Raw genomic sequence first — 26,894 nt, 5'->3', positions numbered from 1 at the left:
AAATACTAAGGATAGAATATCCTAAAGGGCGACACTGACACTTTCTTATTATTTTTAAGCTAGCAGAAATTGCAACATTTTTGTCATTTGTCCTTTGTCTAGATACAAGTGACTAATGACTAATGACTTTTAACTATGGATTTAATTCTTTGCCACACAACAGCAGATTTTGACGCATTAGGAGCAGCAGTAGGGTTGACGCGCCTACTATCGGGAAGCAAGATTGTGCTACCTGGCGGCTCTCATCCTACTGTACGGGATTTTTTAGCATTGCATCGGGATGAATATCCACTGATTGAACGCCGTTCGGTGAATCCAGAAAAAATTCGCTCTCTGACTGTGGTGGATACACAACAGCGCGATCGCTTGGGTAAAGCTGCTGAGTGGTTTGATTTACCTACTGTAAGAGAGATTATAGTTTATGACCATCACTTAGGACAAGAATCAGATATTTCTGCCACGCGATCGCATATAGACTCAGTAGGAGCCACCACAACTTTAATCGTTGAGCAATTGCAACAACAGGAAATTTCCTTGACTTCTGCCGAAGCAACTGTGATGGCTTTGGGTATCCACGTTGACACTGGCTCTTTGACATATGATCAGTCCACACCACGGGATGCCCTAGCTTTGGCTTGGTTGATGCAACAAGGGGCTAGTTTATCAGTAATTTCCACCTACCGTGACCCCGGATTATCTCCGCAATTGCAGCAGCTATTAACTGAATCTCTGGAAAGTTTAGAATATCTCTATCTACATGGATATACGGTTGCTTGGGTAACTTTGAAAACAGATAGTTTTGTGCCAGGGCTGTCGAGTCTGGCATCAGAACTCCTAGAAATAACCGAAATTGATGCCCTACTCTTAGCTAATGAGTATCCTTTAAGTGAAGAGGATTCACGGTTAACTGTAATTGGGCGATCGCAAATTCCCAAAACGAATCTTAATCTATTATTCCAACTCTTGGGTGGTGGCGGTCACTCGCAAGCTGCATCGCTAAATCTAAGGGGAGTTGATTCGCAAGCAATATTAAAACAACTCCTTGACGGGGTAAAAGCACAAATTCCCCATCCCCCCACTGCTAGGGATTTGATGTCTTCTCCTGTCCGCACGATTCTGCCTGAAACCACAATTGCCGAAGCCCAGCGCATTTTATTACGCTATAGACACTCTGGTTTATCTGTAGTCGATACTCAAGGGCAACTAGTAGGTATTATTTCGCGGCGGGATATTGATATCGCCTTACACCACGGATTTAGTCATGCGCCGGTCAAGGGCTATATGACCAAGAATCTCAAAACGATTACACCAGATACGACATTGCCAGAAATTGAGTCGGTGATGGTGACTTATGATATCGGACGCTTACCAGTATTGGAAAATGAGCAGTTACTGGGCATTGTTACCCGTACTGATGTCTTACGGGAATTACATCAAGAAAGGGATGAAGACGAGGGAGGAGAGCAAAAATTCAAAATCCAAAATTCAAAATTCAAAATTCCTCTTAGCACTGAGTTGCAAAATTGCCTTGCTCCACAATTATGGCAATTACTCACCACAGCATCGCAAGAGGCAGAGAAAAGGGGTTGGCATCTTTATCTAGTGGGTGGCGGGGTGCGGGATTTGCTATTAGCAGAAGTAGCATCAGGCACTTTGATGATTAAAGATATCGATCTTGTGGTTGATGGCTTTCATAAATCAGCAGATGTCGGTGCTGGTGTGGAATTAGCAAAGGCACTCCAACAACTTTACCCTACGGCTCGCTTAGAAATCCACGGGGCTTTTCAAACTGCGGCTTTGTTGTGGCACAAAGACCCGGAATTAGATTCTCTGTGGGTAGATATTGCCACCGCTAGAACAGAATTCTATCCTTATCCAGCCGCAAATCCAGAAGTTGAAGCGAGTTCCATTCGTCAAGACTTGTATCGCCGAGATTTTACCATTAACGCCCTCGCCTTGCGCCTGACTTCGCCTCGTGCTGGTGAGTTACTTGATTTCTTTGGTGGTTTACTAGATTTACAAGCTAGGCAAATTCGGGTTTTGCACGCTAATAGCTTTATCGAAGACCCCACCCGCATTTTTCGTGGCGTGCGCTTTGCCGTGCGCTTCGGATTTGAGATAGAAGCGCAAACTGAAGAGTTTATCCGGTATGCCATTAACAGTGGTGTTTATGATCGCACTGCTCAAGAGAATAGCAGAACTCCAGCCCTGCAAACTCGACTGAAAACAGAACTAAGACACATCTTAGAAGCCCCCTACTGGAAATCGGCTTTGCAGTTGCTAGATAACTTAGAGGCATTGCAATGCATCCATCCTAGCTTGAAGCTAGATGTGGAAGTCCTACGACAATTACGTTTGCTAGAACGCTGTTTGCAGCGATTTGACCCACAACCAACCCTCATCCATTGGGAAATGCGTTTACAAGCGTTAATCGCCCATCTAAAACCACAATATCGGGCAAAAGTTGCAAAGAATCTACAGCTGCAAGAAGATGGCATTAAACGCTTGCAAAACTTGGCTTTTGCCCAAGATGAGGTAGTGGAATCTTTGCCTGAGCGTCAAAGTCCTAGTCAAGTAGTACAGTTGTTACGACAGTATGATTTACCAATGCTGATTTTAATCGCTTTGCAAAGTCCGCGATCGCTTAGACATCAGATTTGGGAATATTTAACTGTTTGGGCTAATGTGCAGCCACTATTGAATGGTAATGATTTAAAGAAAGTTGGTTACAAACCAGGGCCTCAATATCGACAAATATTAGATGATATACTTGCTGCCACCTTGGATGGAGTAATTAAAGACAAGACTGAAGCTGAGGAGTTTTTAGCGCAACACTATCCTAAATGAAATAGCTCTGGTCTAAATTGTATCTGGATTGATATTTAACTCTCGCAGTTTTGCTGCTAAACGTTCAGCCTTTTGTTCGGCTTGTTCAGCCTTTTTTTGTATCTGATCTGCCGTTTCTTCCGGTGTTGGTACTAGTTGCCCATCTCGTGTAAAAAACCGCAATAAACCTTCATAAACTCCCAAATATAACCCTAGCTGATGACTCCACAAATATCCTTGTTCACTTGCTTGTAGAGGTTGATATTCTCCATCTACTAAATGAAATCCCGCAAATTCTTGTGTGTAAGGGTCGAACCAAAAATAATCGGGTGTGCGGAAGGTATCTTGATAGATTTTTTTCTTTAAATCTTTGTCAGTATTGGCTGTTGAGTCAGACAAAATTTCTAAAATTACATTCGGATATTTGCCATCTTCTTCCCAGACTACCCAACTTTTACGGGTTTTACGTTCACATCCCAGCACGACAAAAAAGTCTGGCCCCCGAAAGTATTCTGATTTGCGTTGGCGGGGACTGTAGTAGATAGTCAGATTTCCCGCCGCATAGAAATCATTTCTATCTCGCCACAACCATTCCAGACATGTTAAAAGTAGGATTATTTGCCGTAAATGCAGTTCGCTTTCCAAGGGAGGCTCATCGCTATATAAATCACCAGGAGGGAATATAACATCTTGACAGATGCCTTCTTGAGAATGTAATTCTTGAGCAATAATCATAGAATGGATACGGCATCAAGTAGTTATGGATTGATTTTAGCAGTGTTATGGTTGGCGATCGCATTCTACCGCAGAGGCGTAGAAAGCACAGAGAAGAAAAAAGCGTAGACGCTTTGCGGTTTGTCGTCGGACATCGCATCTTCGCTTTCCGAAATACCTTAGTGCTACACTGTAGTCAATATCAAACCTCATCACAACTCTAACGAGATAGCAGAAATGAAGTAGTACCAAACACCTGTTGCACCAAAGCAACAAATGTCAACGAAGAATAAACGCAACTAGTTTGACAGGGTTACTTCACATAGTCATGCACTAAAAATATTGTCATTAATCGTATTTATATAGAACCGTTTGACAAGTGTCTGCGGTTGAATTTTTTTGTGTCTAATCTACCCGTAATTTTTGGAAACACGCGGGTGGAAGTTTGGGAATTGAGGTTTGAGAAAAATGCCGAAAAAATCAATATTGTTAGCTGAGAACTTAGCCTATGACTTCAGCGTAGATAGAACTTTGTTTCAAGGAGTTCATGTGAATATCGACGCGGGCGATCGCATTGCTTTGGTTGGTCGCAACGGAATAGGAAAATCAACCCTACTCAAGATACTTGCAAGTCAAATCAGCCCGAATACAGGCTCCGTTTTGCGTCATGGTATGGTCTATTATTTGCCACAAACCAGCACTATCAGACAAAAAATTACAGCAGATACAGTACTTAATTTTTTGATTTCCATATCTGATGACTGGTGGAAGATTGAGGATGTTTTGCAAACACAATTTCACACCAAACTTGACTTATCTTTACCAATCGCTAACTTGAGTGGCGGAGAACTTACTAAACTATTTTTGGCGAGCGGTTTGGCTCAAGAACCAAACCTGCTGTTACTTGATGAGCCAACCAATCACATGGATTTGCAAGCATTAGAAAGCTTAAGACAGTTTCTTTTGAATTTCACTGGCGCGTATGTAATTGTCTCTCATAAGCCTTTTTTCTTAGATCAAGTGACAGAAGTTACCTGGGAACTTACATCTGTTGGTTTGAAAGTATATGGAGGCAACTTTTCTCTGTATCGAGAACAGAAAGAAATCGAGTTAGAAGTAGCGTTGCGATCGCACGAAACTGCCAGAAAAGAACTCAAACGTACCCAAGCCACAGCTATACAAGAACAGCAACGCGCAGCCCAATCTAGTCGCAACGGTCGCGCCAAGTTTATGAATGGTAGTATTGATAGAATGGCAGCAGGACTGATGAAAACCAAAGCTGAGGTGTCTAGCGGAACTGCGAAAAAGAAGCATGAAGCAGCAGTAGTAAAGGCTAATCAAAAGGTTGCAGAGACGAAAGTCAAAACTACGAAAGTAACAAGTATTCAGCTACAAGAAAAAAATCACAAGCACCGAAATCTAATCAATATCCAGGGTGCAAATCTTAAAGTATCAGAACGTCTGTTGATTGAAAATATTCAACTGCATATATCATCTGGCGATCGTATAGCCATTATCGGCGCAAACGGTTCTGGTAAATCGAGTCTGGTAAAGGCAATTTTGGGAATGGAAAACCAAACAGCGTTTTTAGAATCAGGTGAAGTTTTGCTCACACCAGTGATGAAAGCTGTATATCTTGATCAAACCTATGAATTGGTAAATCGCCAATACACAATTCTGGAAAATATGCAAGCTGCCAATCCTCATCTCAGCTATCAGCATTTACGTCAACAACTGGGACACTTTCTCTTTAAATATGATGACGTTCGCAAAAGCGCTTCTGTATTGAGTGGAGGTGAATTAGCAAGATTAGCGATCGCTATGATTAGTATCTCAGAAATCGATCTACTGATTCTCGATGAACCAACTAATAACCTAGATATTGAAACTGTTGAACAAATAGTAATAGGTATCAATGATTACCAAGGAGCGCTTTGGGTAATTTCCCACGATATAGATTTTCTCAGCCAGATTAACATTACCCAAGGCTTCAAGTTGAGGGAACAAACTTTGCAAATGACAACTTATTTACCAAGTACACCAGAGCAATATTATCGAGAGTTGCTGGAATACAATCAATAAAGCGATCGCATTCTTAACGAAGTAGCATAAATGAGAGAATGTTTTAAAAGTATTATTGCTAACACCACAAGTTTAGAAACTTAGTCCCCCTAGCCATATTGACCTTGTATTAAAACGGTTTCAAGAGTTTCAAAGCCTCTCGACCTTTCGGGGAGAAGAATAGAAGTGGGGTTTTTTAGCAAAGTATTGCTTTTGATGGATAAAGTCTTACAATCGACTCGACTGTTAACATACATGGCCCTATTAAACCTTGTAGATTCGGGTTATATGGGCCAGCGTGGGGAACAAATTTGCCTACCACAACAACTCGTTTATGTTCAAATTGGGCAATTTCATCAGATGATCTTATTCCAGACGGATGTCCAAAAGGGTAAAGTAATATTGCACTATCCGCCAAAATTATATGAACCATACCTACATAACAAGGTTGTAAATTTGGGTCTATGCTTGCGGCTTTGCTTGTATTTGTTTGTTGATATTTACCGAGTACACGTACCTGTTTACCAGTTGCCCTTTCTTGATAACGTTTTTCCCTTTCATCAATATCTATTGCATTAGTGTATATGTCAGGAAAAAGTTTATCTATGTCAGCTTGACTCTCAATAATTGGTAATTCCTGAATAATGCTTTTTAGCTTCATACAAGTTAATATTAATTTTCAAGAAGAATGTCAAGCAGCGACGGTATATCAAAACAGAATTTATCTAAATCCGTCTGATACAAATCAATAGTTGCCCAATAATATTCTTTACCCCAAGTAGCTTTATCTTCAACTTTTGCCCAGGCTATCACCTCCTTTCTCTCTTGCTCATTTAACCGAGAAGCGATCGCTTGTAGTGCTTTGATTGTCAACTCTCGATTTACCGCCCACAAAATTAACGTTGCTTCATAACAAATTCCCAGACGCACGTATGAATCTTCTTCTGGAATTGGTGGCGGTGCATTACCCTCAATTTGTTGTATTAGTTCTCCTCTATTGCTAACCAATTCTTTAATGTCTGGCAAAATTGGGACTAGTGCCACAGGGGGCGGAAACTTGTTATGACTCCAACCACTAGCTAAACAAAAAGGTGCTTGACTGAGCATTTCTTCTTTTGGAAAAGCAGCGTAACCCAAAATAACTTCCCAGCGACGCAACATCGAGCCAAATTTGTGATTTAGGAAGTAAACCCACACCCAGCGCTCGAAATCACTCGCCACATACCGCCCCATTTCTGCTGCTAATTGTTTCAGCGCCTTGGTAACAATCTCTCGCTGAAGTTCACCTTGCTTTTCTACTTCCTGTCGTCGCTGTTTGTATTCATTTAGCGCATTTGTATAAATTCTTTGCCAAACTTCTGGTTGATCTAATATGGGTTTTGGCACTCCCATTAACTCTATAAACGGTTGCACCCAAGGAAGAGTGGGTAAAGATAAAACCTTCAACCAAGTATCACCATAATTTTGCCAGTGAGATGCCAAATCTGTATTCTTTTTTGGTGCATATATTTGGGCGGGAAGTTGATCGTCAATTACAGATGGTGCATCTTGACAAGGCGGTTCAACTCGCAAATACTTGTCTCCACCTAGCTCTTTTCGATTGTATCCACTAGGGTTCAAAGCTTTATGTTGCAATTGCGCCCACTGCACTACCTTTTGGCGTTCCTTTGCATTTAGTTGAGAAGCGATCGCTTTTAACGCTTTAATAGTCAAAGCTATCTGAATCGCCCCAATTAGCATCGTTGCTTCATAACAAGTTCCTAGTCTTTCGTAGGGAATTTGTTCATATTCAGGAGGTGGGGCGACTGTCCTCACCTCGGAATGAATATTAAAAGGGCAATCAAAGCCAATAAAATCAGCAATTTCTGGCAAAATTGGCACTAATACAGCAGGTGGTGGAACCTGATCTCGGCGGGAACCTGGGGGTTCACAAGCAATAGCCAAAAGTAATTGCCATCGCCTAAGAACAATTTCCAGTTCATGGCAGCAAAAATGAGCAATTACCCACCGTTCAAAATCCCTCGCTACATCTCGTCCCGCTACTGCTGCCAAATTTTGCAAAGCTTTTGTTACTACTTGCTTGATAACTTGGTCATAGTATTTCCCTGACAAATCCTGCGTTTCTCTTGCGGTTTGATACTCAAGTGCTGCTTGAGTATAAATTTGCTCCCAAATTAGCGGCTGCTTGAGTATAAAATCCGGTAATCCCAAAAAAGGTAGAAAAGGTTTTACCCAGTGGAGTAAGGGAAGAGAAAATGCTGGCAACCAATAGCTACTTCTTGTACCTTCCCAAAGATTGTCGTATTTCATAGAATTCCAGCAAAGATTTTTTCTACTCAACCAATTTAGCCATCAGCAACACCAAATCTCTAACTCCTCAGCAGAAGCCGTAAAGCATACAGGCAAGTTATAATTCTCTTGCGGATCAACGTAACAAAAATTTATGAGTAACCCACTAGTACAAGCCTTTTTCGTAGGCAGAGCAGTAGCTGAAGTAGTTAATGAGCGTTTAGAGGTCGCCTTGACCGATGCTTTGAGCGATCTGGGCAAATTTGATGCGGAAGCTAGAGAGCAGTTACGCCAGTTTACAGAAGAAGTCCTAGAGCGGGCAAATCGGTCAGCAGAAGCAGCTAATTCTGGCCCAACTACTACAGGTAGCGGACAAGCCAGTTCTGATTCCGGTGACTTGCAAGCAGATATTGATGAATTACGAGCAGAGATTGCCCTGTTACGAACAGAATTGCAACATTATCGCAGAACTTCTGCGTAAATTTAGTCATTGGTCATTGGTCATTGGTCATTGGTCAAAAATTATGCACAAATGACAAATGACAAAGGACAAATGACACTTCAAAAAAAACAGTTTAGGAATCAGAGTGTCTTTTCTTTCAAGGGATTCGGTTGCAAACCAACGGTACACAAAGTATATGGAACAAGGTTATTCAGAGAAGGCATACCGTTGGAATCGGGAAAAATACTCTAGCAGACGGCGTTTTGTGGACATTTGGTCTTTTGTCTTGACCTTATTGTTCAAACTTTGGCTATACAACAAATCTTGGAGTTATCCGGGTGGTGTGACTGAGGCAAAACAAGCTGCAAGACGCAAAATTCAAGCGGTCTGGATTCGCAATACCCTGCTGGATTTAGGCCCAACCTTTATTAAAGTTGGGCAATTGTTTTCTACCCGTGCTGATATATTCCCTGTTGAATATGTAGAAGAACTAGCCAAGTTACAAGACAAAGTACCGGCATTTAGCTATGAGCAAGTAGAAGCGACCATTGAGAAAGAACTAGGCAAGAAAATTCCTGAACTCTTCCATAATTTTGAACCGATTCCCTTAGCTGCTGCTAGCTTGGGGCAAGTACACAAAGCTGTACTACATACCGGAGAATCAGTTGTTGTCAAGGTGCAACGCCCTGGATTAAAGAAGTTATTTGAAATAGATTTACAGATTCTCAAAGGAATTACCCGCTACTTTCAAAACCATCCCAAATGGGGACGGGGGCGAGATTGGTTGGGTATTTACGAAGAATGTTGCCGCATTCTTTGGGAGGAAATTGATTATCTAAACGAAGGCCGTAACGCCGATACTTTTCGCCGTAACTTTCGTGGCTATGATTGGGTGAATGTCCCAAGAGTATACTGGCGTTATGCCACTTCCAGAGTCCTGACTTTGGAATATCTCCCTGGAATTAAGATTAGCCAATACGAAGCCTTAGAAGCAGCAGGTTTGGATCGAAAGGCGATCGCTCGTCAAGGCGCTCAAGCCTACTTACTACAATTACTCAATAATGGCTTTTTCCACGCCGATCCTCACCCAGGCAATATTGCCGTTAGTGCAAATGGTGCTTTGATATTCTACGATTTCGGGATGATGGGGCGGATTAAGTCCAACATCCGCGAAGGATTGATGCAAACACTATTTGGTATTGCCCAAAAAGATGGCGATCGCGTTGTGCAGTCTCTGATTGATTTAGGTGCGATCGCCCCAACCGATGATATGGGCCCAGTACGGCGTTCCGTGCAGTACATGCTCGATCATTTTATGGATAAGCCCTTTGAAAACCAATCAGTCGCGGCAATCAGTGACGACCTTTACGAAATAGCTTATAATCAGCCATTTAGATTTCCAGCAACTTTCACTTTTGTGATGCGAGCCTTTTCTACCTTAGAAGGGGTAGGTAAAGGCTTAGATCCCGAATTTAACTTTATGGAAGTTGCCAAACCGTATGCAATGCAACTTATGACCGATATGAATGGTTCTGAGGGGAATAGCTTTCTGAACGAATTAAGTCGTCAAGCAGCTCAGGTAAGTAGTACCGCCTTTGGTCTCCCACGTAGATTAGAGGATACACTAGAGAAGCTAGAGCAGGGAGATATGCGCTTGCGCGTTCGGTCTATAGAAACCGAACGCCTGCTGCGGCGGCAGAGCAGTATTCAGCTCTCAATAAGCTATGCTCTGTTAATCAGCGGTTTCACGCTTTCAGCTACTATTTTAGTGGTTAAGGATTATGTATGGTTAGCACTGCTACCTGGTTTAATTGCAGCAGCGCTTTCAGCGATCATGATCCGATTACTTTTACGCCTCGACCGTTACGATCGTATGTATTAATTGTTGCAAAAAAATTATGAAACTTAATTTCACGGGTTTTAGCGATCCGGGACTTATTCGTTCTAATAATCAGGATGCCTACTATATAGACCCAGAAGGACGATTTTTCGTTGTTGCGGATGGTATGGGTGGTCATGCTGGAGGTGAGGAGGCAAGTCGGATTGCCACTGGAGAAATTCAAGCGTATTTGGTAGCAAATTGGGAAACTTCTAAGTCTTCTCAAGAATTGCTAGAGCAAGCTTTGTGGGGCGCCAATGAAGCGATTTTGCAGGATCAACAAAATCATCCCGAACGCGCCGACATGGGGACAACGGTTGTAGCAGTGATTTTTCGCTCTCCAGAATCGCCTTGGTGCGCTCATGTTGGCGATTCGCGGCTGTATCGCTTCCGAGAGTCACACTTAGAACAGGTAACGGAAGACCACACTTGGGTAGCGCGGGCAATCAAAATCGGTGACATCACCTTAGATGAAGCACGATTGCATCCGTTTCGCCATGTATTATCGCGTTGTTTGGGGCGCGAAGACTTGCATCAAATTGATGTGCAACCACTAGATGTAAAAGTTGGCGATCGCTTGCTGTTATGTAGTGATGGTCTTACAGAAGAACTTGTCGAGCAGAAGATTGCTAACTGCCTCCAAGATAGTCCTTGGTTAGATAAAGCCGCCATCTCTCTTGTTGAGGCTGCCAAAGAGCATGGAGGGCACGATAACATCACAGTTGTCATCGTCTCGCTTGAAGAAAATAGTCATTAGTCATTAGTCATTAGTCATTAGTCATTAATCATTGGTCATTAGTCGATGCTTAGTAACTTTAAACAAATGACAAAGGACAAATAACTAATCTGGTAAATATACTCAGTAATTTGTTCAGCGTGAGCATTTTTCCTTTTTACAATTTGATACAAATATTTTTAGCCTCTAAAATGACCCAAAGAGGCTAAATTTGTACAAATTGGGAAATTGACATCTTGCACGTAATAAGGTAAAGCGACTATAATTCACGCTTATTACCATTAATTCCTCAAACTCCTTAAAATTTCCGTTCTCCGAAGCTTCTTCCACGCTTGGAGAGACAACATCTTAGACTTTTTAAACACAAAGACTAAGACGGGTTCTGCATAGCACTAAATATTTTCTTTAAAGGGGATTCGTGCAAAGCAGCAAGGAGTGAGGGAGGTAGTTATACCTATCCAAGAACTAATAGAGCTTATTTTCCGGAATATGGTTCAGCTGACTTGGGTGGTATATCAGTAGGATTAGGTGCAAGATATCAGAGCAGAAAAAGTCCACACTTTGGATGTGGGCAATCTGTCAAACAATTGTTATCTTTCGTAATACGGAGGAACAAATGTTGGACAGATATGAGTCCAAATATTATCCCATTTGGACTTCTGTGAGCGATATCACCTTTACGCGTTGTTTTTTCGGAGTAATTATGAATCAACCAATGAAACTATCCTTGGAACAGCAATTCAGCATCTGCTCATTTGCTACTCAGGTGCAAAATATGAGCCACGATCAAGCTAAAGATTTTTTAGTCAAGCTCTATGAGCAAATGGTCGTGCGCGAGGCAACTTATCAAGAGCTTCTTAAGCACCAGTGGGGCTTAGATTCCGGTTCCACTATGGCATAGAGTCCTTCTAATGTCGCAGTGGGCGACCTCCTTCTCTTGCTTGGTTCCAAGGAGGAAAAGAGCTGGGGATGTCGGGGCGTCAACTTCGATAAGTCATTCCACAAGATTGGGCAAAAGTTCAATTCAGGAAATTAACTAAGAATGAGTAAACATTGTCTATGGCATATCTGGTAGAGTCTAGACTAACTTTAGCATTGCACGCTAAACCCGTTCTTTGCTTTAGCCAAACTTGTTATTGTTTTGTCTACCGGGGGAATCACACCTGCATAAATTGACAATCCACTGGAATATCTGCACAGGAAGATTTAGAGATAATTTGGACATCACTGCTTTAGCAGCTAGTGATTTCACTCTTTATACATATAACTAGAAGTTACATCTTTATATATCTTTTGTTTATAAAACGTTACATTCTGGGAGCGACCACCTATAAAACACGTAATATAAAGAAATTATGCCTAGCTCGAAAGATCATATGGAGAATCTGTATCAATACTTTCCAGTTTTGTTATAATCTGAGGCTTAATCTTTTCGTACTCATTTTTGAGTAAACTTTTACTAATTTGCGGATCGGCAGAGGAAATCAACGTATTGCTCATTGCGACCCACTCTTGCAGTCGTTGCCGCTGGGCAGAAGCAACGCTAGAAAGTAAGATGTGGGTACAGCGATTTGGTGCTTCTCGTGCAAAGAATAAGAGGCGATAGTAACCTGTGTGCTGTAGTAACCGAGCAGTTTCTTGACCAAGGCTAGTTTTGAGATCGAGGTAATAAGGCAACCATTTAGCGCCATGCTTGCGATTGTAGATGACAGTAATCCATAGCAGCATGGGATGGGGGATAGAGATGAAAAGAAATTGGTTATAGCGTGTACAAAGTAAACGTTTTTGAATTTCCTCTTGCGGTAGCATCACCCACAAAGCTGGTAAAACCTCCCCATTGGTATGAATGGGCTGGGGAAACACAATATCGGCAATTGGTTTATTTTTCGGCCAAGAAATGGCACGAGCGATTTCATCGTTTGACCATGATACCCGCAAATCGCCTTTGGTCTTTTGTTCAAGCTCGGTGCTAGCTGTAATAGTAGGAATTAGGGCATGGCTGGCTTGCTGAATTTTGCGTGTATGCTCAGGCTTTTCTAAAGATGCTAAAACTCTGAGGATTTCAGTAATACTTTGGGGGCGATCGCATGCTCTTTTAGCTAGACAACTCATCACCAAATTTTCAATTTCTTTTGGTAGCTCTAATCCAGGCGCAGCCTCAGCAAAAGAACGTGGTTTTTGATAGTGATGTGTTTTATACCACGCACCAAAAGAGTGAGTTGGTGCCACCAGTGGCATTTTGCCTGTGAGCATCTCAAACATCATGACGCCCAAACTATAAATATCAGCACGGTTGTCTAATTCCTTACCCTCCATCTGTTCGGGAGAAGAATAAGCCAATGTACCTAAATAAAATTTTGTATGGTCGCCATCTGACTGTAATAACTTAGCAATACCAAAATCTAGAACTTTGACCAATTCTCCAAAACTGGGATCTTGAATCACCAGCATATTGCTTGGCTTAATATCGCGATGAATAATTGGGCAAATAGTGCCATCAACCGGGATGCCGTCATGGGCGCACTGTAACCCCAGGCTGAGTTGACGTGCCATACTGAGGAATCTTGCTAAAGGTAATCGTTGCTTGCGAATAATATTGTTCAGGCTTTGTCCTTGTAAGTATTCCATAACGTAGAACGGGGTGTTATTGTCATCTACGCCATAGTCCATAACTCGGACAATATGAATACTTTTTTGCCCTAGTAAAGCACAGGTTTTGGCTTCTCGCTCAAAACGGTCTTGCAATCGCATCTTTTCATTTTGGATTGAGAGAGCCAGAAACTTAACCGCAACAGGTACACCTCCCAACAATGTATCTTTAGCACGATAAACCCGACCCATTGCTCCAGTACCGATTAACTCTTGGAGTTGGTAGCGTTTGCTGAGTAAGCGACCAATGTTGGGGTCTGACATAGAAAATTCGACTCCAAAAGCAGGTTGTAAATGTTTGGGAGGACAAGTGCATTGAAAAATTGTGGTGTAGTTTTAGTTTGCCCAATTTTGACTAATGCGCTATCACTCTTGGCATCTCCTCTTCTCTACAAGACGTTGCTTTGTATTGGGAGAAGACAGCACTAGCTTGGCTACACGAAACCTTACCTGCCTTTGTAGGTTAACAAACCCTTAAATTCGCATTAGTCCACGGAGTTAAGCTTTGTTTGTGTAATAGTGAATTATATTCGCCCAATACTTTTAAAACATTTTCTGATTACCTAACAATCTTTTTAACCTTTCAGCTAAATATTACTATGTAAGGATACATTTTTTATTGATAAAACTGTAATTGTCTAAGAGGTAGTTTTTCTTTTTCTCTGTTGGTTAGGATACATATCAAAACTTGATTTATTATTCATCACATAGTATTGAATTCGACGTTCGACAATCCTATTAAATCGGGACATAAAATCATAAAAAAAAGCCGGATATTTCCTAATTTCTGTGAATGCTGTTAACCATTTTCCTTGTTTTATAGGTTCTACAACTTGAAGATAAGCTAGATTTTTCTTATAGACTGAAAGATTATAAGATAGAGCACGCATTAGAGCAGGATTCTTTTTCACAATGTCTTGTTGCATGAAAGAATTAGTAGCTTTGCAGTATTGATTTAGACGTGGTAATTGGCTTTGATATACAAGAGAACCAGGGCGTGAACGGTAGAAATAATAGGGTTTTGGTTCAATAAAAAAACGAGCTCCTTTGATTAAGCATTTCATGTCAATCCAAAAATCTTGACCCATTCTAATTTCTTCATCGTACTCGATGCCGTTCTTAATCAGGAATTCTCGTTTGAATAGAGGCTTGCTTAGACCAAGATGTAGTCCTGGTTCCCCGAAGACATCAGTTTCTACAAAATAAACGATATCAATTTGGAGAATTTTATCTATACGTTCTCCACTTTCTTGAATCAATGTACTCCAAGGAGATGTTGTACCGTCTTTGATCAAATGAATATCATCAGCAATCATGTCTGCATTTGTTTTATTTGCCAGAGACACCAGCTTTTCCAATCTTTCGGGAGCATACCAATCATCTGAATCAAGTACAGCAATCCATTCTCCTTGGGCTGCTCTGAAGGCGCGATTACGTGCCGCCGCTGCTCCAAGATTTTGCTGATTAACTATTACTTTGAGACGTTGATCGGTGAAACTTTTAGCGACTTCTACAGTTTTATCACTTGAGCCATCATCGACCATGATAACTTCGATGTCAGTGAGTGTTTGCTCTAAGGCTGACTCTATTGCCTTCCCAATATAAGTTTCAGTATTGTAAGCAGGGATAATAACGGAGACTTTAGGATTCACGAAACTGAACTCCTGACTAACATGTTTAGGTAAAATACTAAAATCCTGACCATAATTTGATCATTGCTTTATTACTATACAACTCAGTAGGTCAGTGAGAATAAACGATGAGTGGTTAAAGTTGGGTAGGAGATATTAGGCGTTGGTAAACCAGTGCGTTGCCAGAGTTTTTTGAACGGCGGTTTTTGGCTTAGAAGAACAGCAAAGTGGTGAGGCAACACTGCCTTTAAGTTGACTGCCTCTCTAGGCTAGCTTCCATTGTGTTAGTTAAAAAATGACCAGCCAAGAGACCACTACTGAGGTAATATGTATCTTGCGAAATTCGGTGTAGGGTTTCAAAGCCACTACGACGCTGACGATCGCCTAGTACCCAGTAACGCTGTACGATAGTATCCAGACCAATCCAGCCTTCGCCTTCAACCTGCCCCAAAATATTATGTTGTAGTAAAAAAGTATACTGACGCTCTCCATCATGCAACCGCCCCTTATATTGCAGAGAAATTTCAGAGCGATCGCTACCTGGAAATATCAGTTTTGTGGCCATAGTGAACCAATTATCTCGATTCCAAGCGACCAAGGTCATACCCTTGACGCTAATTGGCATACCATTACGTTCCAGCCAATTTCCTTCCATTGCCCAGCGTCCTGGTTCCAATAAAAAAGTATGAGCCACCTTTTATTCCCTGTCTTGCTCGAGTGCTGCCAAAACTACAGTTATAGCAGTGCTAAGTTACGAGTGCTGAGTTGCGAGTGAAGAATGCAAGAAATTTTTTATCTTGTTTATTGTTCTTGACTCAGGATTGACCTTGGTGAATTTCTCCCAAAAGTACTTCTTGAGGTGCACCTGTGGCTGTAGGTAAGTTGCCAGGAATACCCAAATGTCGCCAGTAGGCTAAAACTGCGAAAGCGATCGCTTCTTTAAAATCTGCACTCAAGCCGACTTCATCTGTTGTCGAGACTGGTATTGATCCTAACAACAACTGTAACCTTTGTTTCAAATAAAGATTGCGACTACCACCACCACATAATAGTACTCGTTGTGGCATTTCTGGCAAAAAAGTGTGGTAACTATGAAAAATTGAAGCAGCTGTAAGTTCTGTGAGAGTTGCTAGTACGTCAGCAGGATTGAGTTGGTATGCTTGAGCATCTTTTAAACACTGATGCAAGTAAGTCACACCAAATAATTCGCGTCCAGTAGATTTGGGTGGCGGTAGATGAAAGTAGTCTTGGTTGAGCCATTGTTCTACTAATTGATGGCAAGGAGTACCACTTGCTGCCCAATTGCCATCTTCATCATAAGTTTTAGCACCAGCGCTTAAATGCTCCACCGCAAGATCCAACAGACTATTTCCTGGGCCAGTATCCCAACCACGAATTTTTGAGAGCCAGTCACCATACCGAGGCGGAATATAAGCAACATTGCCAATACCACCAATGTTTTGAATACAACGCCCCTCCTGGGGATGACTGAGTAAATAAGCATCGACTCTAGGCACGAGAGGCGCACCATGACCACCAATAGCAATATCAGCAACACGGAAATTGCTCACAGTTGCAATGTTCGTAAGATGCGCAATTAATGCACCGCGCCCTAGTTGAAGACTGTAACCTAGTGGGGAGTAGGCAGTGCTTTTCTTCCCTATTCCCCTATCCGCAGGTGGTCGATGATAAACCGTCTGACCGTGGGAGCCAATGAGAGTGGCTGGCTGATGACCAATCTGAATATTTTGGGCGGCTTGGGCAAAGACTTGAGCGATCGCATCATCTATTTCTGCTAATTCTGCCATTGAGATGGCAACGCCTGCACCAACTGCTAATATTCTTTCTCTGAGTTCGGCTGGATAGGGATATGTTGCCCCAGCTACCAACTCAACTTTGAGATCCAATTCTGTGCCGGAAATCTCTACTAACGCAGTGTCTATGCCATCTACGGATGTGCCACTAATTAAACCAATAACGCGAGTAGGGACAACAGCTTTTTCAGTTGGATGCATTGATCGAGATTCTTTTGTTGATTGCAAGAGTTTAGTTTAATTCATGTTACTAGCTATGTCAAAACACTCAGGTTGCATAGTTGACTACAAAAGTAAAAGTAAATAGAGCCAGGGAAGAATGTCAAAACCAATAGTAATGACCACGAGTCTATTTATTTTTATTAGCAAACAAATAATTTCAAACAGTTTTGTTTATTATCTTGATTAAACCTTAATCAGGACAACATCCGAAGATACAAATTCTTGATATATAAGAGTTAATTTTACAAATTTTTTATTTTTCCACAAAGAATAGCTGATATATCAACATTTTAGGCAAGTGAAACTACTTACTGGTGTTTAAAAAGAAAGCAAAATATTGACCTAATCTAGAAATTTTCAAATAACTAGAAATCCAGTATTTTCATCCTATTTTTTATTCTACAAGGCACTACATAATGATTCCAAGTCGGACAACGAGCTTTTCAAAAATTAAAAATACAAAATTTCAAAATTATGTATCTTACAAAAATTGCTTGTATCGCTGCTCTATCTCTATCTGCAATCTCCTCATTTATCTATGCAGGTTCTGCCCAGGCTATTTCCTTCCAAATAACCACTGGCATTGCAGGCCCTAATGGAGAAACTGACCAAGGTGCTTTTTCTGAGTTTACTCAACTTCCCGGTACGACAACTGTTAACTTCAATAATGGTCAAGCACCAACCACTGGTTTTGCTAAATACTCATTTGAGAACAACAGTGGAACCAGCAGTGTAAGGTCAGATGTATGGGCACCTGCTGGGGCAAATGGTGAGGTCAATAATGGTAAGTATTTGGCAGTTTTCAACGGCGATAAAGTCACAATTAACCTTGCAAGTTCCCTCAATTATTTCGGTATTGACTGGGGAGCTATCAGTTCTGGTAACGTTTTTTCCTTTTACAATGGCAACACTCTGATCAAATCATTTACAACTGAGGATGTGAACCCAGTTGCTCCAATTCGTGCCTCACAGCATGGTGGTGAAGGCAATGGCTACCTTCACTTCTATTCAGATAGTAAAAACGATATTTTCAACAAGATTGTCATTACCCAAACAGGTGGTGGTGGATTTGAAAGTGACAACCATTCTTTCCATCTAGGAACTGACAAATTTACTGGTTTTGACCCCAAGTCTGTTCCTGAGCCTAGTATTACATTAGGTATGCTGGCTGTAGGTGGTATCTTTCTACGCAAGCGCAAGAACGAGAAGTTGCAAAGTGTTAGGCAATCGCATTAAATACATCAATCTTAGCTCAGTAAGATTTTGTCTACACTCTACATTTTAGCCTGTACAAGCATTTCACAACTCAGTTCATATTAAATACAAATCAGGGTGAGCTTACTTAGGTAAACTTGCCCTAATTTTTTTGCCATTTATAATCAAGCCTTCTTCTACGCTCAATGCTACGCGTAGCAAGCTGAAAAAAATTTTCTTTAACTAGACTTTTTGCATGAATCAAAAGCCCTCACCCTAAATCCCTCTCCCAAGCTTGGGAGAGGGACTTTGAAATTGGCTCCCCATTGTCGCAAAATTGGGAGAAGGGGTTGGGGGATGAAGGTAAATTTTACATTTGTGCAAGAGACTCCATGAGCTGCGCTCACAAGGAACAATGAAAATGATCTTGGAACGATTTTGCGTTGTTTCAGCCTCTATTTTCAAGGCAGGTCTACTCAATACTGCTTAAACCTTAACCGAACTGTATTGAGAGTGAACTGTAATTCTGGCTCCTAACTTCTGCTATAGGTTGTTGCATGAATAAAATATACATGGATTAGTTTAGATATAATAATGACTCATTCTTTGTTGTCCTAACTGGAGAAATTAATGGGTCGCGCCAAAAAGGTTGTCCTGGCATATTCTGGCGGAGTGGATACCTCAGTTTGCATCCCCTACCTGAAACAGGAGTGGGGTGTGGAAGAGGTAATTACCCTAGCAGCAGACTTAGGTCAGGGAGATGAATTAGAGCCAATCAGAGAAAAAGCTTTGAAATCGGGTGCAAGTGAATCCCTGGTGGCGGATGTCAAAGACAGCTTCGTCAAAGATTACGCCTTTGGAGCGATTCAAGCCAACGCCCTTTATGAAAATCGTTATCCTCTAGGAACTGCCCTGGCTCGTCCACTGATTGCCAAGGTATTAGTAGAAACAGCCGAAAAATATGGTGCTGATGCGATCGCTCACGGTTGCACCGGCAAAGGCAACGATCAGGTTCGCTTTGATGTCTCTGTCACCGCCTTAAACCCCAACCTGAAGATCCTCGCACCAGCCAGAGAATGGGGAATGAGTCGTGAGGAAACGATCGCTTATGGGGAAAAGTTTGGTATTCCTTCACCAGTCAAAAAATCTTCCCCCTATAGTATTGACAAGAATTTGCTTGGTCGTAGTATTGAAGCTGGTTTACTCGAAGATCCGTTATTTGAGCCACCAGAAGAAATTTATGAGATGACCAAAGCGATCGTTCACACTCCCAACGAGCCAGAGTACATCGAAATTGGTTTCCACGGTGGTATCCCCACAACCCTCAACGGCATACCCAAAAAGCCTGTTGAGCTAATTGAAGAACTCAATCAGGCAGTAGGAAATCACGGCATCGGACGGATCGATATGATTGAAAACCGTCTGGTGGGGATCAAATCGCGGGAAATCTACGAATCACCTGCGATGTTGGTGCTAATTCAGGCACATAGAGATTTAGAAAGCTTGACTTTAACGGCAGATGTTACCCATTACAAGCGTGGGATTGAAGAAACTTACAGCCAAATAGTTTACAACGGTTTATGGTACAGTCCACTCAAAGTTGCACTTGATGCCTTTATTCAAAAGACACAAGAGCAAGTCTCTGGAACTGTGCGAGTCAAGTTGTTCAAAGGCAACTCTACGATAGTTGGGCGTTCGAGCGATAATTCCCTCTATACCCCCGATTTGGCAACCTACGGAGCCGAAGATAAATTTGACCATAAAGCCGCTGAAGGCTTTATATACGTTTGGGGACTACCGACTCGCATTTGGTCAAAGCAGATTAGGGGTTAAGAGTTAGGAGTTAGGAGTTAAGAGTTAAAAAAGCAAAATACAAAAGTAAAAGTTAAAAAAATTCACTTTTTACTTTACTCTTCACTCCTCACTCCTCACTTCTCACTTAGTTTATGCTTGACTACTCTTCTGCTGCACCTTTAACCTGGCGAGATTCCAGCCACAGGGGCACAATAATTAAACCAGCGAGGATTAGTAACGCTGCGATCGCAAATTGACCCACCCAAGCAACCAATTGTTCTAAAGAGACAATTTTGCCAGCAAAAAAAGCTAATGTCACCATCAAACTAGCCCAAGCAACTGCTCCTAGCAAGTTGTATAAAAAGAATTTTCCAAAGGGCATTTCAGCTATACCAGCTAGTGGTGCAGCAAAAACTCGTAACAATGCCAAAAAACGCCCAAAAAACACCGCTTTAGCAGCATTTTGACTAAATTGGTCTTTAATACTCAGCAGACGCACTTCAGAAATCCGAAATATGCTGCCAACTTTTACTAGAAAAGCCCAACCGCTAACTCTACCAATCCAATAGCCACAAGTGCCACCAATAACAGCGCCCATGATTGCGTCACCGAGAACCAGCCAGAAATTTAGTTCATCGCTGCCAGCTAAAAACCCGCCCACTAAGGTCACGGTTTCACCAGGAAGGGGAATGCCTAAATTTTCTAGCAAAATTCCGAAAAAAATCGCCCAATACCCGTAATTATGAGCAACTTCCTGGATATTTTCTAGTGAAATCAGCTCTAAAGACATTCCGCACCGCCGTCTTTACAAATTTTTACTTTTACTATATCTTTGCTTGTTTTTGGGTGGGGTGTCAATCAAATTAATACATAGAGTCATTAAGTCATTAGTTTAATACTGACTAATCCATAGATTTTAGTCTATGGTAATTGTTGACTTTTCACTGTTAATTATACAATTTTTGTAATCACTACCACATATTCATAATTTATTAAAAAAAGATTAAAAATTTTATAGAAAATTTATAAATATCCGTTTAAATTGTGAAAATTTTGTAAAAGATACGGTTGATACCGAAATTGTTAGGCGCTTATGCCTATATTGATGAAAGTTATCACAAATTATACGACATGAATACTGAAATAAGCTCTTTCAACCGTATGACTGCAATTGCCCAAATATCTGGGTAAAAGAGTCATTTCACTGTCGTTGAAAGAGAAGATGTATTGATGTCTTTTTCAATTTTTTGTCAAGTGTTCCAATTACCCTGTTAAATTCATGGCTTTCACACAAGAACTTCAAGTGATTTTGTTTAAACCCCAAGGAAGCATAGACTTGGAAGGTGGTAAGGCTTTAAGCGAACAGATGGCTGGAGTCGTCCCTCAAGCTTATCAACTCTGGGTCATCGACCTAGCAGAAGTTAACTTCATGGACAGCTCTGGATTAGTTCCTTTAGTAAAAGGCTTAAAAGCTGCACGTCAGAGTGGTTGCCGCTTGGTTCTATGCAATGTACAAGCTCCTGTACGGTTGATTTTGGAACTTACCCAACTCGATACAGTGTTTGAAATTTTTCACACTTACCAAGATATTTTTACCACCGTCAAAGATAACAGTCTGGTGCTAGCAGACTAACTAATAAATCTACCTATAGAAGGATGGCGGAGTCAAGCAATATTTGCATTTTTTCACATTCTTTTAAAATAACAGTCTGGTGCTAGCAGGCTGATATTCTTTCTTGTCTAGAGAAGAATGTTGAGGGAAACTCATGGCTTTGAGCTAGGCAGTATAAATTACAGATGAATGAATCTGCTTATTGGATAATCATCTACCTAAAGCAGTAAAGTTCAGAAATGACTAAAATTGGTCAAAGCAAATGCAACTGTTTGTGATACTCCCCAGCCTTTTAAAGACAGGGTTTTTCAAATTACTCTAAACTAATTGTTTTATATACTGCGTAACTAGTGAAAGGAAGCAGGAGGTAAGAAGGTTAGAATATCAGCTTTTACGTTATTTCTAACTCTATAGTTATTTTTGCCTTGAGCTACTACTTGGATGCCTCCAAGACGCTTTTATGCACCAATTTCTTACCTCTTAGATTCCACCATAATGGTAACTTTAGGCATTCTGGGGAGTCGAAATATTAGTTTGTTCGGATGCTGGGCGGGGAAAATTTGGTAAATCAATACCGCTGTGACTAGCATTGCGAGTTTTGAGTGCTAAACGGTAACTCACACTTTGCAGTTCTGCTTGCAGTTGGCGGTTTTCCCGTTGTAGCATTGCTACCTTTTCTCTCACTGGCGTCATCCGCTCCTCAAACTTCCGACGGTAAATTTGAGGCAACTCTTGTACTACTTGCTCCAACATCCGAGTGCGATCGGTAAGTTCTTGAACTGACTGTCGCAATTGATAAATTTCGGAGTCACGAGTTGTAATTTGCTCTTGGTAGAACGCCACCTGCTGTTCTACAGCTTGGAGTTGTTCTTGTAAAGCGTGTAACTGGGTCAGATCGCGCTCAAATTCCGGCTGCTGGGGCATAAAACTAGTGTTACCCTTTACCAGCCGGAAGAGTTCTTGAGATAGTTGTTGCACTAATTGATCGCGAAGTTGCAACTCCTGGCGTAGCTGCGATACTTCCGTCGAGAGAACTTGAATATTAGGTGTATCAGATTGGCTCACAGTAGCTTAAAGCTCCCATTCAGAATCTTGTCCACTTTTAGGTATAACTGCGGGAGTACTACCTTTGGCAAGTATTTGTTAATTTAGCATTCCCAAAGAAGTCACGAAAAAAGAAAAAGACAAAATTTTATTGAATGGGAGTAGGGATTAGACATTTAGTTTCTTCCCTAGTCTCTAGTTACTAGCTAGTCCCCAATCCTCAGTCTCTTAGACTGTTGCAGGTGTTGCAGCTACCTTAGTGGGCTTTTCTTTTTCCTCTTTAGGGGGTTTTTCTTCTTCAATGTCCTGCTTAATTGTTAAATAGCGAATCACTTCTTCACTCAAACGCATGGCGCGTTCAAAGGGGGCGATCGCAGTTGCAGGCGCACTGTAGTTTAATTGGATGTAGATACCATCCCGGTGTTTTTTGATTTCGTAAGCCAGACGGCGCTTACCACGATTTTGAATTTGGATCTCCTGGGCGCCTTGATCGCGAAGCAAATTCTGATATTTTGTAACTGCTTGCTCTACCTGTTCCTCTCCGAGGTCAGGACGGAGAATGTACATTGTTTCGTAATTTGTGGTCATATTTTTCAGTTTCCTCGTGGACAAAAGTGGCTGCTGATATTAATTTATACCTAAATTTTATTCAAAATTCCAGTATTAATCAACATCTGAAGCAACAAGGAACTATAATCTTACCAGTTTTCAATTTGAATCATTAGCCAAATCGCCTAAGTTTGGATTTTTTGGATGTCCCTAATCAAAACTAGGTTGGGAGGCAACCCCGATATTTCTTTCACAAGATCGATCGAGCTATCAGCTTCGCTAAGGGGTACCTTTCTTTAAGGGCATCTTATAGCGATCGCTTTTTTGCTCAAGGCTCAATCGGTTGGCTAAACAGCTAACTGACGATTGCTACCTGATCACAGCTTCTAATCGCAGAAAAAAGGATATTCATCAAGATTATGGCGCAGCGCTACGTGCGAATTCAAAATCCAGAAGGACAGATTTACTATGGGTTACTACAGCTATCCCTGAATGTGCAGGTGCTAGATGCTCCACCCTGGTTACATGGACAACCCACTGATTTAACTTTGACACCAGAAAATTACCAAATTCTGGCTCCCTGCGCTCCCTCCAAAATTGTGGCGGTGGGTAAGAATTATGCAGATCATGCAGCAGAAATGGGAACTCCAGTACCTTCTGAGCCATTAATCTTTCTTAAGCCACCTACGTCGATTATTCCATCTGAGAGGGAAATTAAGTATCCTCCCCAGTCACATAGAGTTGACTACGAAGGAGAGTTAGCTTTAGTGATTGGCGATTATGCCTTTGAATGTACGCCAGAGGTAGCCCAAACCAAAATTTGGGGCTACACCATCGCCAATGACGTAACAGCGCGGGATTTACAAAAACAAGATGGTCAATGGACGCGAGCCAAAGGTTTTGATACTTTTTGTCCCTTGGGGCCTTGGATTGTCCGGGAATTAAATCCAGGAGCAAGATTGCAGACTTTTGTAAATGACGACGCTAATCCAGCCCAATCTGCCTGTATCGATCAGATGGTATTTTCCCCCGATGTTTTAGTTTCCTATATCAGTCAGGTGATGACGCTACTCCCTGGTGATTTGGTGCTTACAGGTACGCCGGAGGGTGTAAGTGCTTTGCATCCAGGCGATCGCGTCCGCGTAGAAATTGAAGGTATCGGTCGCCTGGAAAACACCGTAGCGTCCCGTTAACTTCTAACGCACTTGCATATACACTGCATCGGAAATCGCTGGAATTTCTGCATAACGTCCGCTCACAGACTGGATGACTGAATATGCGACTGCTCCCACGATGCCGATAAAAATGGTTGTGGATAGGGTTTGGATTGCAAAACCACCGGAGGGAACTAGTCCTACAACATCAGTTAGGATGCTAAACAAAAAGATAATGATGTCCAAAAGGATTGCTTGCATGGTGTTGAAACGAATAAAGTGACTAATTTTTTCGTTTCTTACTACCAGCAAAAATAAAGCAAAGAAAATAATCATTCCTGCATAACGCACGCCGTAGTAAATTCTCAACAATGGCAGAAGCGGCAGAAACAGTAGTTGTAATGGTGGAAACTCTGAGAGCAAATATCTACCAAATACAAAAACTTCAATTAGAGGAAGCAAATAAGGCAAGGAAGCAAAAATCCGATCTGAAACTGTTGTAGACCCGCGCCAAGACATTATGCGTTCTCCTGTGGTTAAATTTTAATAGTTACTTGAGCTTAGGATAACGCAGTTGCTAGGTCTTGCTGATAAATTCAACTATTCTATATGGGCGATGCGAAAGCCCATCATGCACTCATACTGGTCTGGCTGTTGTTGAGTAAGTTTGCGAATGGCTTGGCCACAGCGCAGTTGACCCCCACGCCAACGGGGTTGACCGCTCCCGTCAGCGAGTAAACAAGACTGGCAAACTTGCTCAGGGGCAAGGATTTGCTCGTCCATTAAAATGACTAGCATCGAATCCCTCCTGTAAATCCTCATTGTCAACCCACATTTCACTCCGGGGAAGACGTGTTTTGTAGCGCTTCAAAGAGCCACTTCAGATAGATTGGATGCGTTTTGCGTGGTTAAGTGTTGTAATTTGCAATCTCGCTTTGCGCCTAACTTGGGCGATCGCAGAGGACACTTAAGAACCACATCCTACTTCTTTGCAGCAAAAATGTGGGCAATTACAATTCAATAACAATTCTCAAGTGAATTTAAATTTATTGTACGTTGTGTCTATTGCAAAATGGGAATTTTAGTAAAAAATAATACAAAAATTTTTGCACTAAGTTGAGCAAAGACAACTAACGGTATCCATTGCATCCCTGTTAATTTAGCACTAGGATATGTCAAACTTAATATTCAGAAAGCAACAAAACCTTTATGCACAAGCAACACGGCGACTTATTGAAATTCCCTTAAGGTGAGTAGTTAAAGGGTGAGAAGTCAAGTCAGTAAAATTGAGTTAACTTGATAGCCATTTAAGTGAGGCATTTCTAAAATACTGAGGTAAACTTGCAAGCAAGTTAATACACAATATTACTCAGCGGCTCGTCGGTCTGGGCATCACTTACAATGGAACACTGGCAATTTCTGATACAGAAACAAGGCGCTCGCTCGTGGCATATCCTAGAATCGCCAAATTTGGAAATTTTGGAAGGACAGTATAGAGTTTTGGCTCGTTCTAACCTTCTTAATACAGATGTGGAAGTGCGGGTAACTCACTCTTCAACTGAGGAAGTTCAACCAACGCGGCGAATTTTCAAGCGATCGCGTCGCACTAATTCAGAAGGCATAATGGCGGTAATTCCTTTTACCTACTTCCAACCGGGAGTTTGGGAGTTGCGGTGTTCCGGCGATTTGATGTCGGATCTGCTTGGTAAATCTTGGCAATACAGCGTACAAGTGCAAGTCTTTTCGTTGTTAGCAGAGAGAGAGCCGAGGAAAAATTTAGGATCGAGTTCACCCGATGATCGCCTAGATACTGTTTCTGAAAACTTGGTATCTCATGCCCCAGCAGAAACTGCAATTACGTTATTTACATTTGAGAAAGCGATCGCAGTTTCTGAAGGACTGGCAATTACTACAAACGGCAACCTCACTGTTGCGTCAGATGAAGAGAACTTGGAATCTAATGCCCCAGTAGAAACTGCAATTGAGCTAGATCGAGCGATCGCAGTTTCTGAAGGACTGGCAATTACTACAAACGGCAACCTCACTGTTGCGTCAGATGAAGAGAACTTGGAATCTAATGCCCCAGTAGAAACTGCAATTGAGCTAGATCGAGCGATCGCAGTTTCTGAAGGACTGGCAATTACTACAAACGGCAACCTCACTGTTGCGTCAGATGAAGAGAACTTGGAATCTAATGCCCCAGTAGAAACTGCAATTGAGCTAGATAATGCGATCGCAGTTTCTGAAGGACTGGCAATTACTACAAACGGCAACCTCACTGTTG

The 26,894-nt window shown here is 41.6% G+C and carries 22 protein-coding genes and 1 pseudogene; 11 read left to right on the top strand and 12 right to left on the bottom strand.

What is annotated here, in order from left to right; translation table 11 throughout:
• Positions 1-135: 135 nt before the first annotated feature.
• Positions 136-2,847, top strand: a complete 2,712-nt coding sequence (locus tag RMY27_RS14425) for a CBS domain-containing protein (RefSeq protein ID WP_322664230.1) — start codon at positions 136-138, stop codon at positions 2,845-2,847.
• A 12-nt stretch (positions 2,848-2,859) separates the two neighbouring features.
• Here the strand turns inward: RMY27_RS14425 and RMY27_RS14420 are convergent, their stop codons facing one another.
• A complete protein-coding gene (locus RMY27_RS14420) occupies positions 2,860-3,561 on the bottom strand; it encodes a Uma2 family endonuclease (RefSeq protein ID WP_322664228.1) in 702 nt (233 codons plus the stop codon).
• A 447-nt stretch (positions 3,562-4,008) separates the two neighbouring features.
• Between RMY27_RS14420 and abc-f the strand changes: the two genes are divergently transcribed.
• Positions 4,009-5,622 carry a ribosomal protection-like ABC-F family protein gene (gene abc-f, locus RMY27_RS14415; protein ID WP_322664226.1) on the top strand — a complete coding sequence of 538 codons (1,614 nt, stop codon included), beginning with the start codon at positions 4,009-4,011 and terminating at the stop codon, positions 5,620-5,622.
• A gap of 175 nt (positions 5,623-5,797) precedes the next feature.
• On the opposite strand, the gene RMY27_RS14410 is transcribed toward abc-f, so the two are convergent.
• Positions 5,798-6,262, bottom strand: coding sequence for a hypothetical protein (locus RMY27_RS14410; protein ID WP_322664224.1), 465 nt, complete (start codon positions 6,260-6,262; stop codon positions 5,798-5,800).
• Between the two features lie 11 nt (positions 6,263-6,273).
• Positions 6,274-7,911 (bottom strand): hypothetical protein, encoded by a 1,638-nt coding sequence (locus tag RMY27_RS14405; protein WP_322664222.1) that lies wholly within the window; start codon positions 7,909-7,911, stop codon positions 6,274-6,276.
• Positions 7,912-8,044: 133 nt separating this feature from the next.
• Here RMY27_RS14405 and RMY27_RS14400 point away from each other — a divergent pair, with 133 nt between their 5' ends.
• The 4 genes from RMY27_RS14400 to RMY27_RS14385 all read left to right on the top strand — a co-directional run bounded on the left by RMY27_RS14400 (position 8,045) and on the right by RMY27_RS14385 (position 11,848).
• Positions 8,045-8,371, top strand: a complete 327-nt coding sequence (locus tag RMY27_RS14400) for a DUF6825 family protein (protein WP_322664220.1) — start codon at positions 8,045-8,047, stop codon at positions 8,369-8,371.
• A 157-nt stretch (positions 8,372-8,528) separates the two neighbouring features.
• Positions 8,529-10,214, top strand: a complete 1,686-nt coding sequence (locus tag RMY27_RS14395; protein WP_322664218.1) for an AarF/ABC1/UbiB kinase family protein — start codon at positions 8,529-8,531, stop codon at positions 10,212-10,214.
• Between the two features lie 16 nt (positions 10,215-10,230).
• A complete protein-coding gene (locus tag RMY27_RS14390) occupies positions 10,231-10,968 on the top strand; it encodes a Stp1/IreP family PP2C-type Ser/Thr phosphatase (protein ID WP_099101680.1) in 738 nt (245 codons plus the stop codon).
• Positions 10,969-11,650: 682 nt separating this feature from the next.
• On the top strand, positions 11,651-11,848 hold the full coding sequence (locus RMY27_RS14385; RefSeq protein ID WP_041565841.1) for an NblA/ycf18 family protein: 198 nt from the start codon (positions 11,651-11,653) through the stop codon (positions 11,846-11,848).
• A gap of 458 nt (positions 11,849-12,306) precedes the next feature.
• Here RMY27_RS14385 and RMY27_RS14380 read toward each other — a convergent pair whose 3' ends face one another.
• From RMY27_RS14380 to RMY27_RS14365, 4 genes are all read right to left on the bottom strand, one after another.
• The gene (locus tag RMY27_RS14380; protein WP_322664215.1) at positions 12,307-13,860 is read right to left on the bottom strand and encodes a serine/threonine-protein kinase; all 1,554 of its coding nucleotides are present in this window, start codon (positions 13,858-13,860) and stop codon (positions 12,307-12,309) included.
• Between the two features lie 374 nt (positions 13,861-14,234).
• On the bottom strand, positions 14,235-15,248 hold the full coding sequence (locus RMY27_RS14375; protein WP_322664214.1) for a glycosyltransferase family 2 protein: 1,014 nt from the start codon (positions 15,246-15,248) through the stop codon (positions 14,235-14,237).
• A gap of 226 nt (positions 15,249-15,474) precedes the next feature.
• Entirely contained in the window at positions 15,475-15,921 is a 447-nt protein-coding gene (locus RMY27_RS14370; RefSeq protein ID WP_322664212.1) for a hypothetical protein, read from the bottom strand.
• Between the two features lie 121 nt (positions 15,922-16,042).
• On the bottom strand, positions 16,043-17,242 hold the full coding sequence (locus RMY27_RS14365; RefSeq protein ID WP_322664210.1) for an anhydro-N-acetylmuramic acid kinase: 1,200 nt from the start codon (positions 17,240-17,242) through the stop codon (positions 16,043-16,045).
• 495 nt (positions 17,243-17,737) lie between these two features.
• On the opposite strand from RMY27_RS14365, the gene RMY27_RS14360 reads away from it, so the two are divergent.
• On the top strand, positions 17,738-18,499 hold the full coding sequence (locus RMY27_RS14360; protein WP_322664208.1) for a PEP-CTERM sorting domain-containing protein: 762 nt from the start codon (positions 17,738-17,740) through the stop codon (positions 18,497-18,499).
• Between the two features lie 588 nt (positions 18,500-19,087).
• On the top strand, positions 19,088-20,290 hold the full coding sequence (locus RMY27_RS14355) for an argininosuccinate synthase (RefSeq protein WP_322664206.1): 1,203 nt from the start codon (positions 19,088-19,090) through the stop codon (positions 20,288-20,290).
• A 121-nt stretch (positions 20,291-20,411) separates the two neighbouring features.
• Here the strand turns inward: RMY27_RS14355 and RMY27_RS14350 are convergent, their stop codons facing one another.
• Positions 20,412-21,041, bottom strand: a complete 630-nt coding sequence (locus tag RMY27_RS14350) for a DedA family protein (RefSeq protein ID WP_322664204.1) — start codon at positions 21,039-21,041, stop codon at positions 20,412-20,414.
• A gap of 489 nt (positions 21,042-21,530) precedes the next feature.
• On the opposite strand from RMY27_RS14350, the gene RMY27_RS14345 reads away from it, so the two are divergent.
• Complete coding sequence (locus RMY27_RS14345; RefSeq protein WP_094348023.1) at positions 21,531-21,884, top strand: STAS domain-containing protein; 354 nt, start codon at positions 21,531-21,533, stop codon at positions 21,882-21,884.
• Positions 21,885-22,367: 483 nt separating this feature from the next.
• Here RMY27_RS14345 and RMY27_RS14340 read toward each other — a convergent pair whose 3' ends face one another.
• Positions 22,368-22,928 carry an Npun_F5560 family protein gene (locus RMY27_RS14340; protein WP_194042165.1) on the bottom strand — a complete coding sequence of 187 codons (561 nt, stop codon included), beginning with the start codon at positions 22,926-22,928 and terminating at the stop codon, positions 22,368-22,370.
• A gap of 207 nt (positions 22,929-23,135) precedes the next feature.
• Positions 23,136-23,495: a 30S ribosomal protein S6 gene (gene rpsF, locus RMY27_RS14335; protein WP_322664201.1), complete on the bottom strand. Its 360-nt coding sequence runs from the start codon at positions 23,493-23,495 to the stop codon at positions 23,136-23,138.
• Between the two features lie 380 nt (positions 23,496-23,875).
• On the opposite strand from rpsF, the gene RMY27_RS14330 reads away from it, so the two are divergent.
• Complete coding sequence (locus RMY27_RS14330; RefSeq protein WP_322664199.1) at positions 23,876-24,649, top strand: fumarylacetoacetate hydrolase family protein; 774 nt, start codon at positions 23,876-23,878, stop codon at positions 24,647-24,649.
• Positions 24,650-24,652: 3 nt separating this feature from the next.
• On the opposite strand, the gene RMY27_RS14325 is transcribed toward RMY27_RS14330, so the two are convergent.
• Both RMY27_RS14325 and RMY27_RS14320 read right to left on the bottom strand, forming a co-directional pair.
• Positions 24,653-25,129 carry a Tic20 family protein gene (locus RMY27_RS14325; protein ID WP_094348027.1) on the bottom strand — a complete coding sequence of 159 codons (477 nt, stop codon included), beginning with the start codon at positions 25,127-25,129 and terminating at the stop codon, positions 24,653-24,655.
• 81 nt (positions 25,130-25,210) lie between these two features.
• Positions 25,211-25,408 carry a hypothetical protein gene (locus tag RMY27_RS14320; protein ID WP_094348028.1) on the bottom strand — a complete coding sequence of 66 codons (198 nt, stop codon included), beginning with the start codon at positions 25,406-25,408 and terminating at the stop codon, positions 25,211-25,213.
• A 603-nt stretch (positions 25,409-26,011) separates the two neighbouring features.
• Between RMY27_RS14320 and RMY27_RS14315 the strand changes: the two are divergent.
• Positions 26,012-26,894, top strand: a pseudogene (locus RMY27_RS14315) (hypothetical protein); the annotation flags it as partial.

The organism is Nostoc sp. DedQUE09 (assembly GCF_034530915.1).
Classification (GTDB): Bacteria; Cyanobacteriota; Cyanobacteriia; order Cyanobacteriales; family Nostocaceae; genus Nostoc.
The sequence above is the reverse complement of the archived record's forward strand: the minus strand, read 5'-3'. Positions and strand labels throughout refer to the sequence as shown.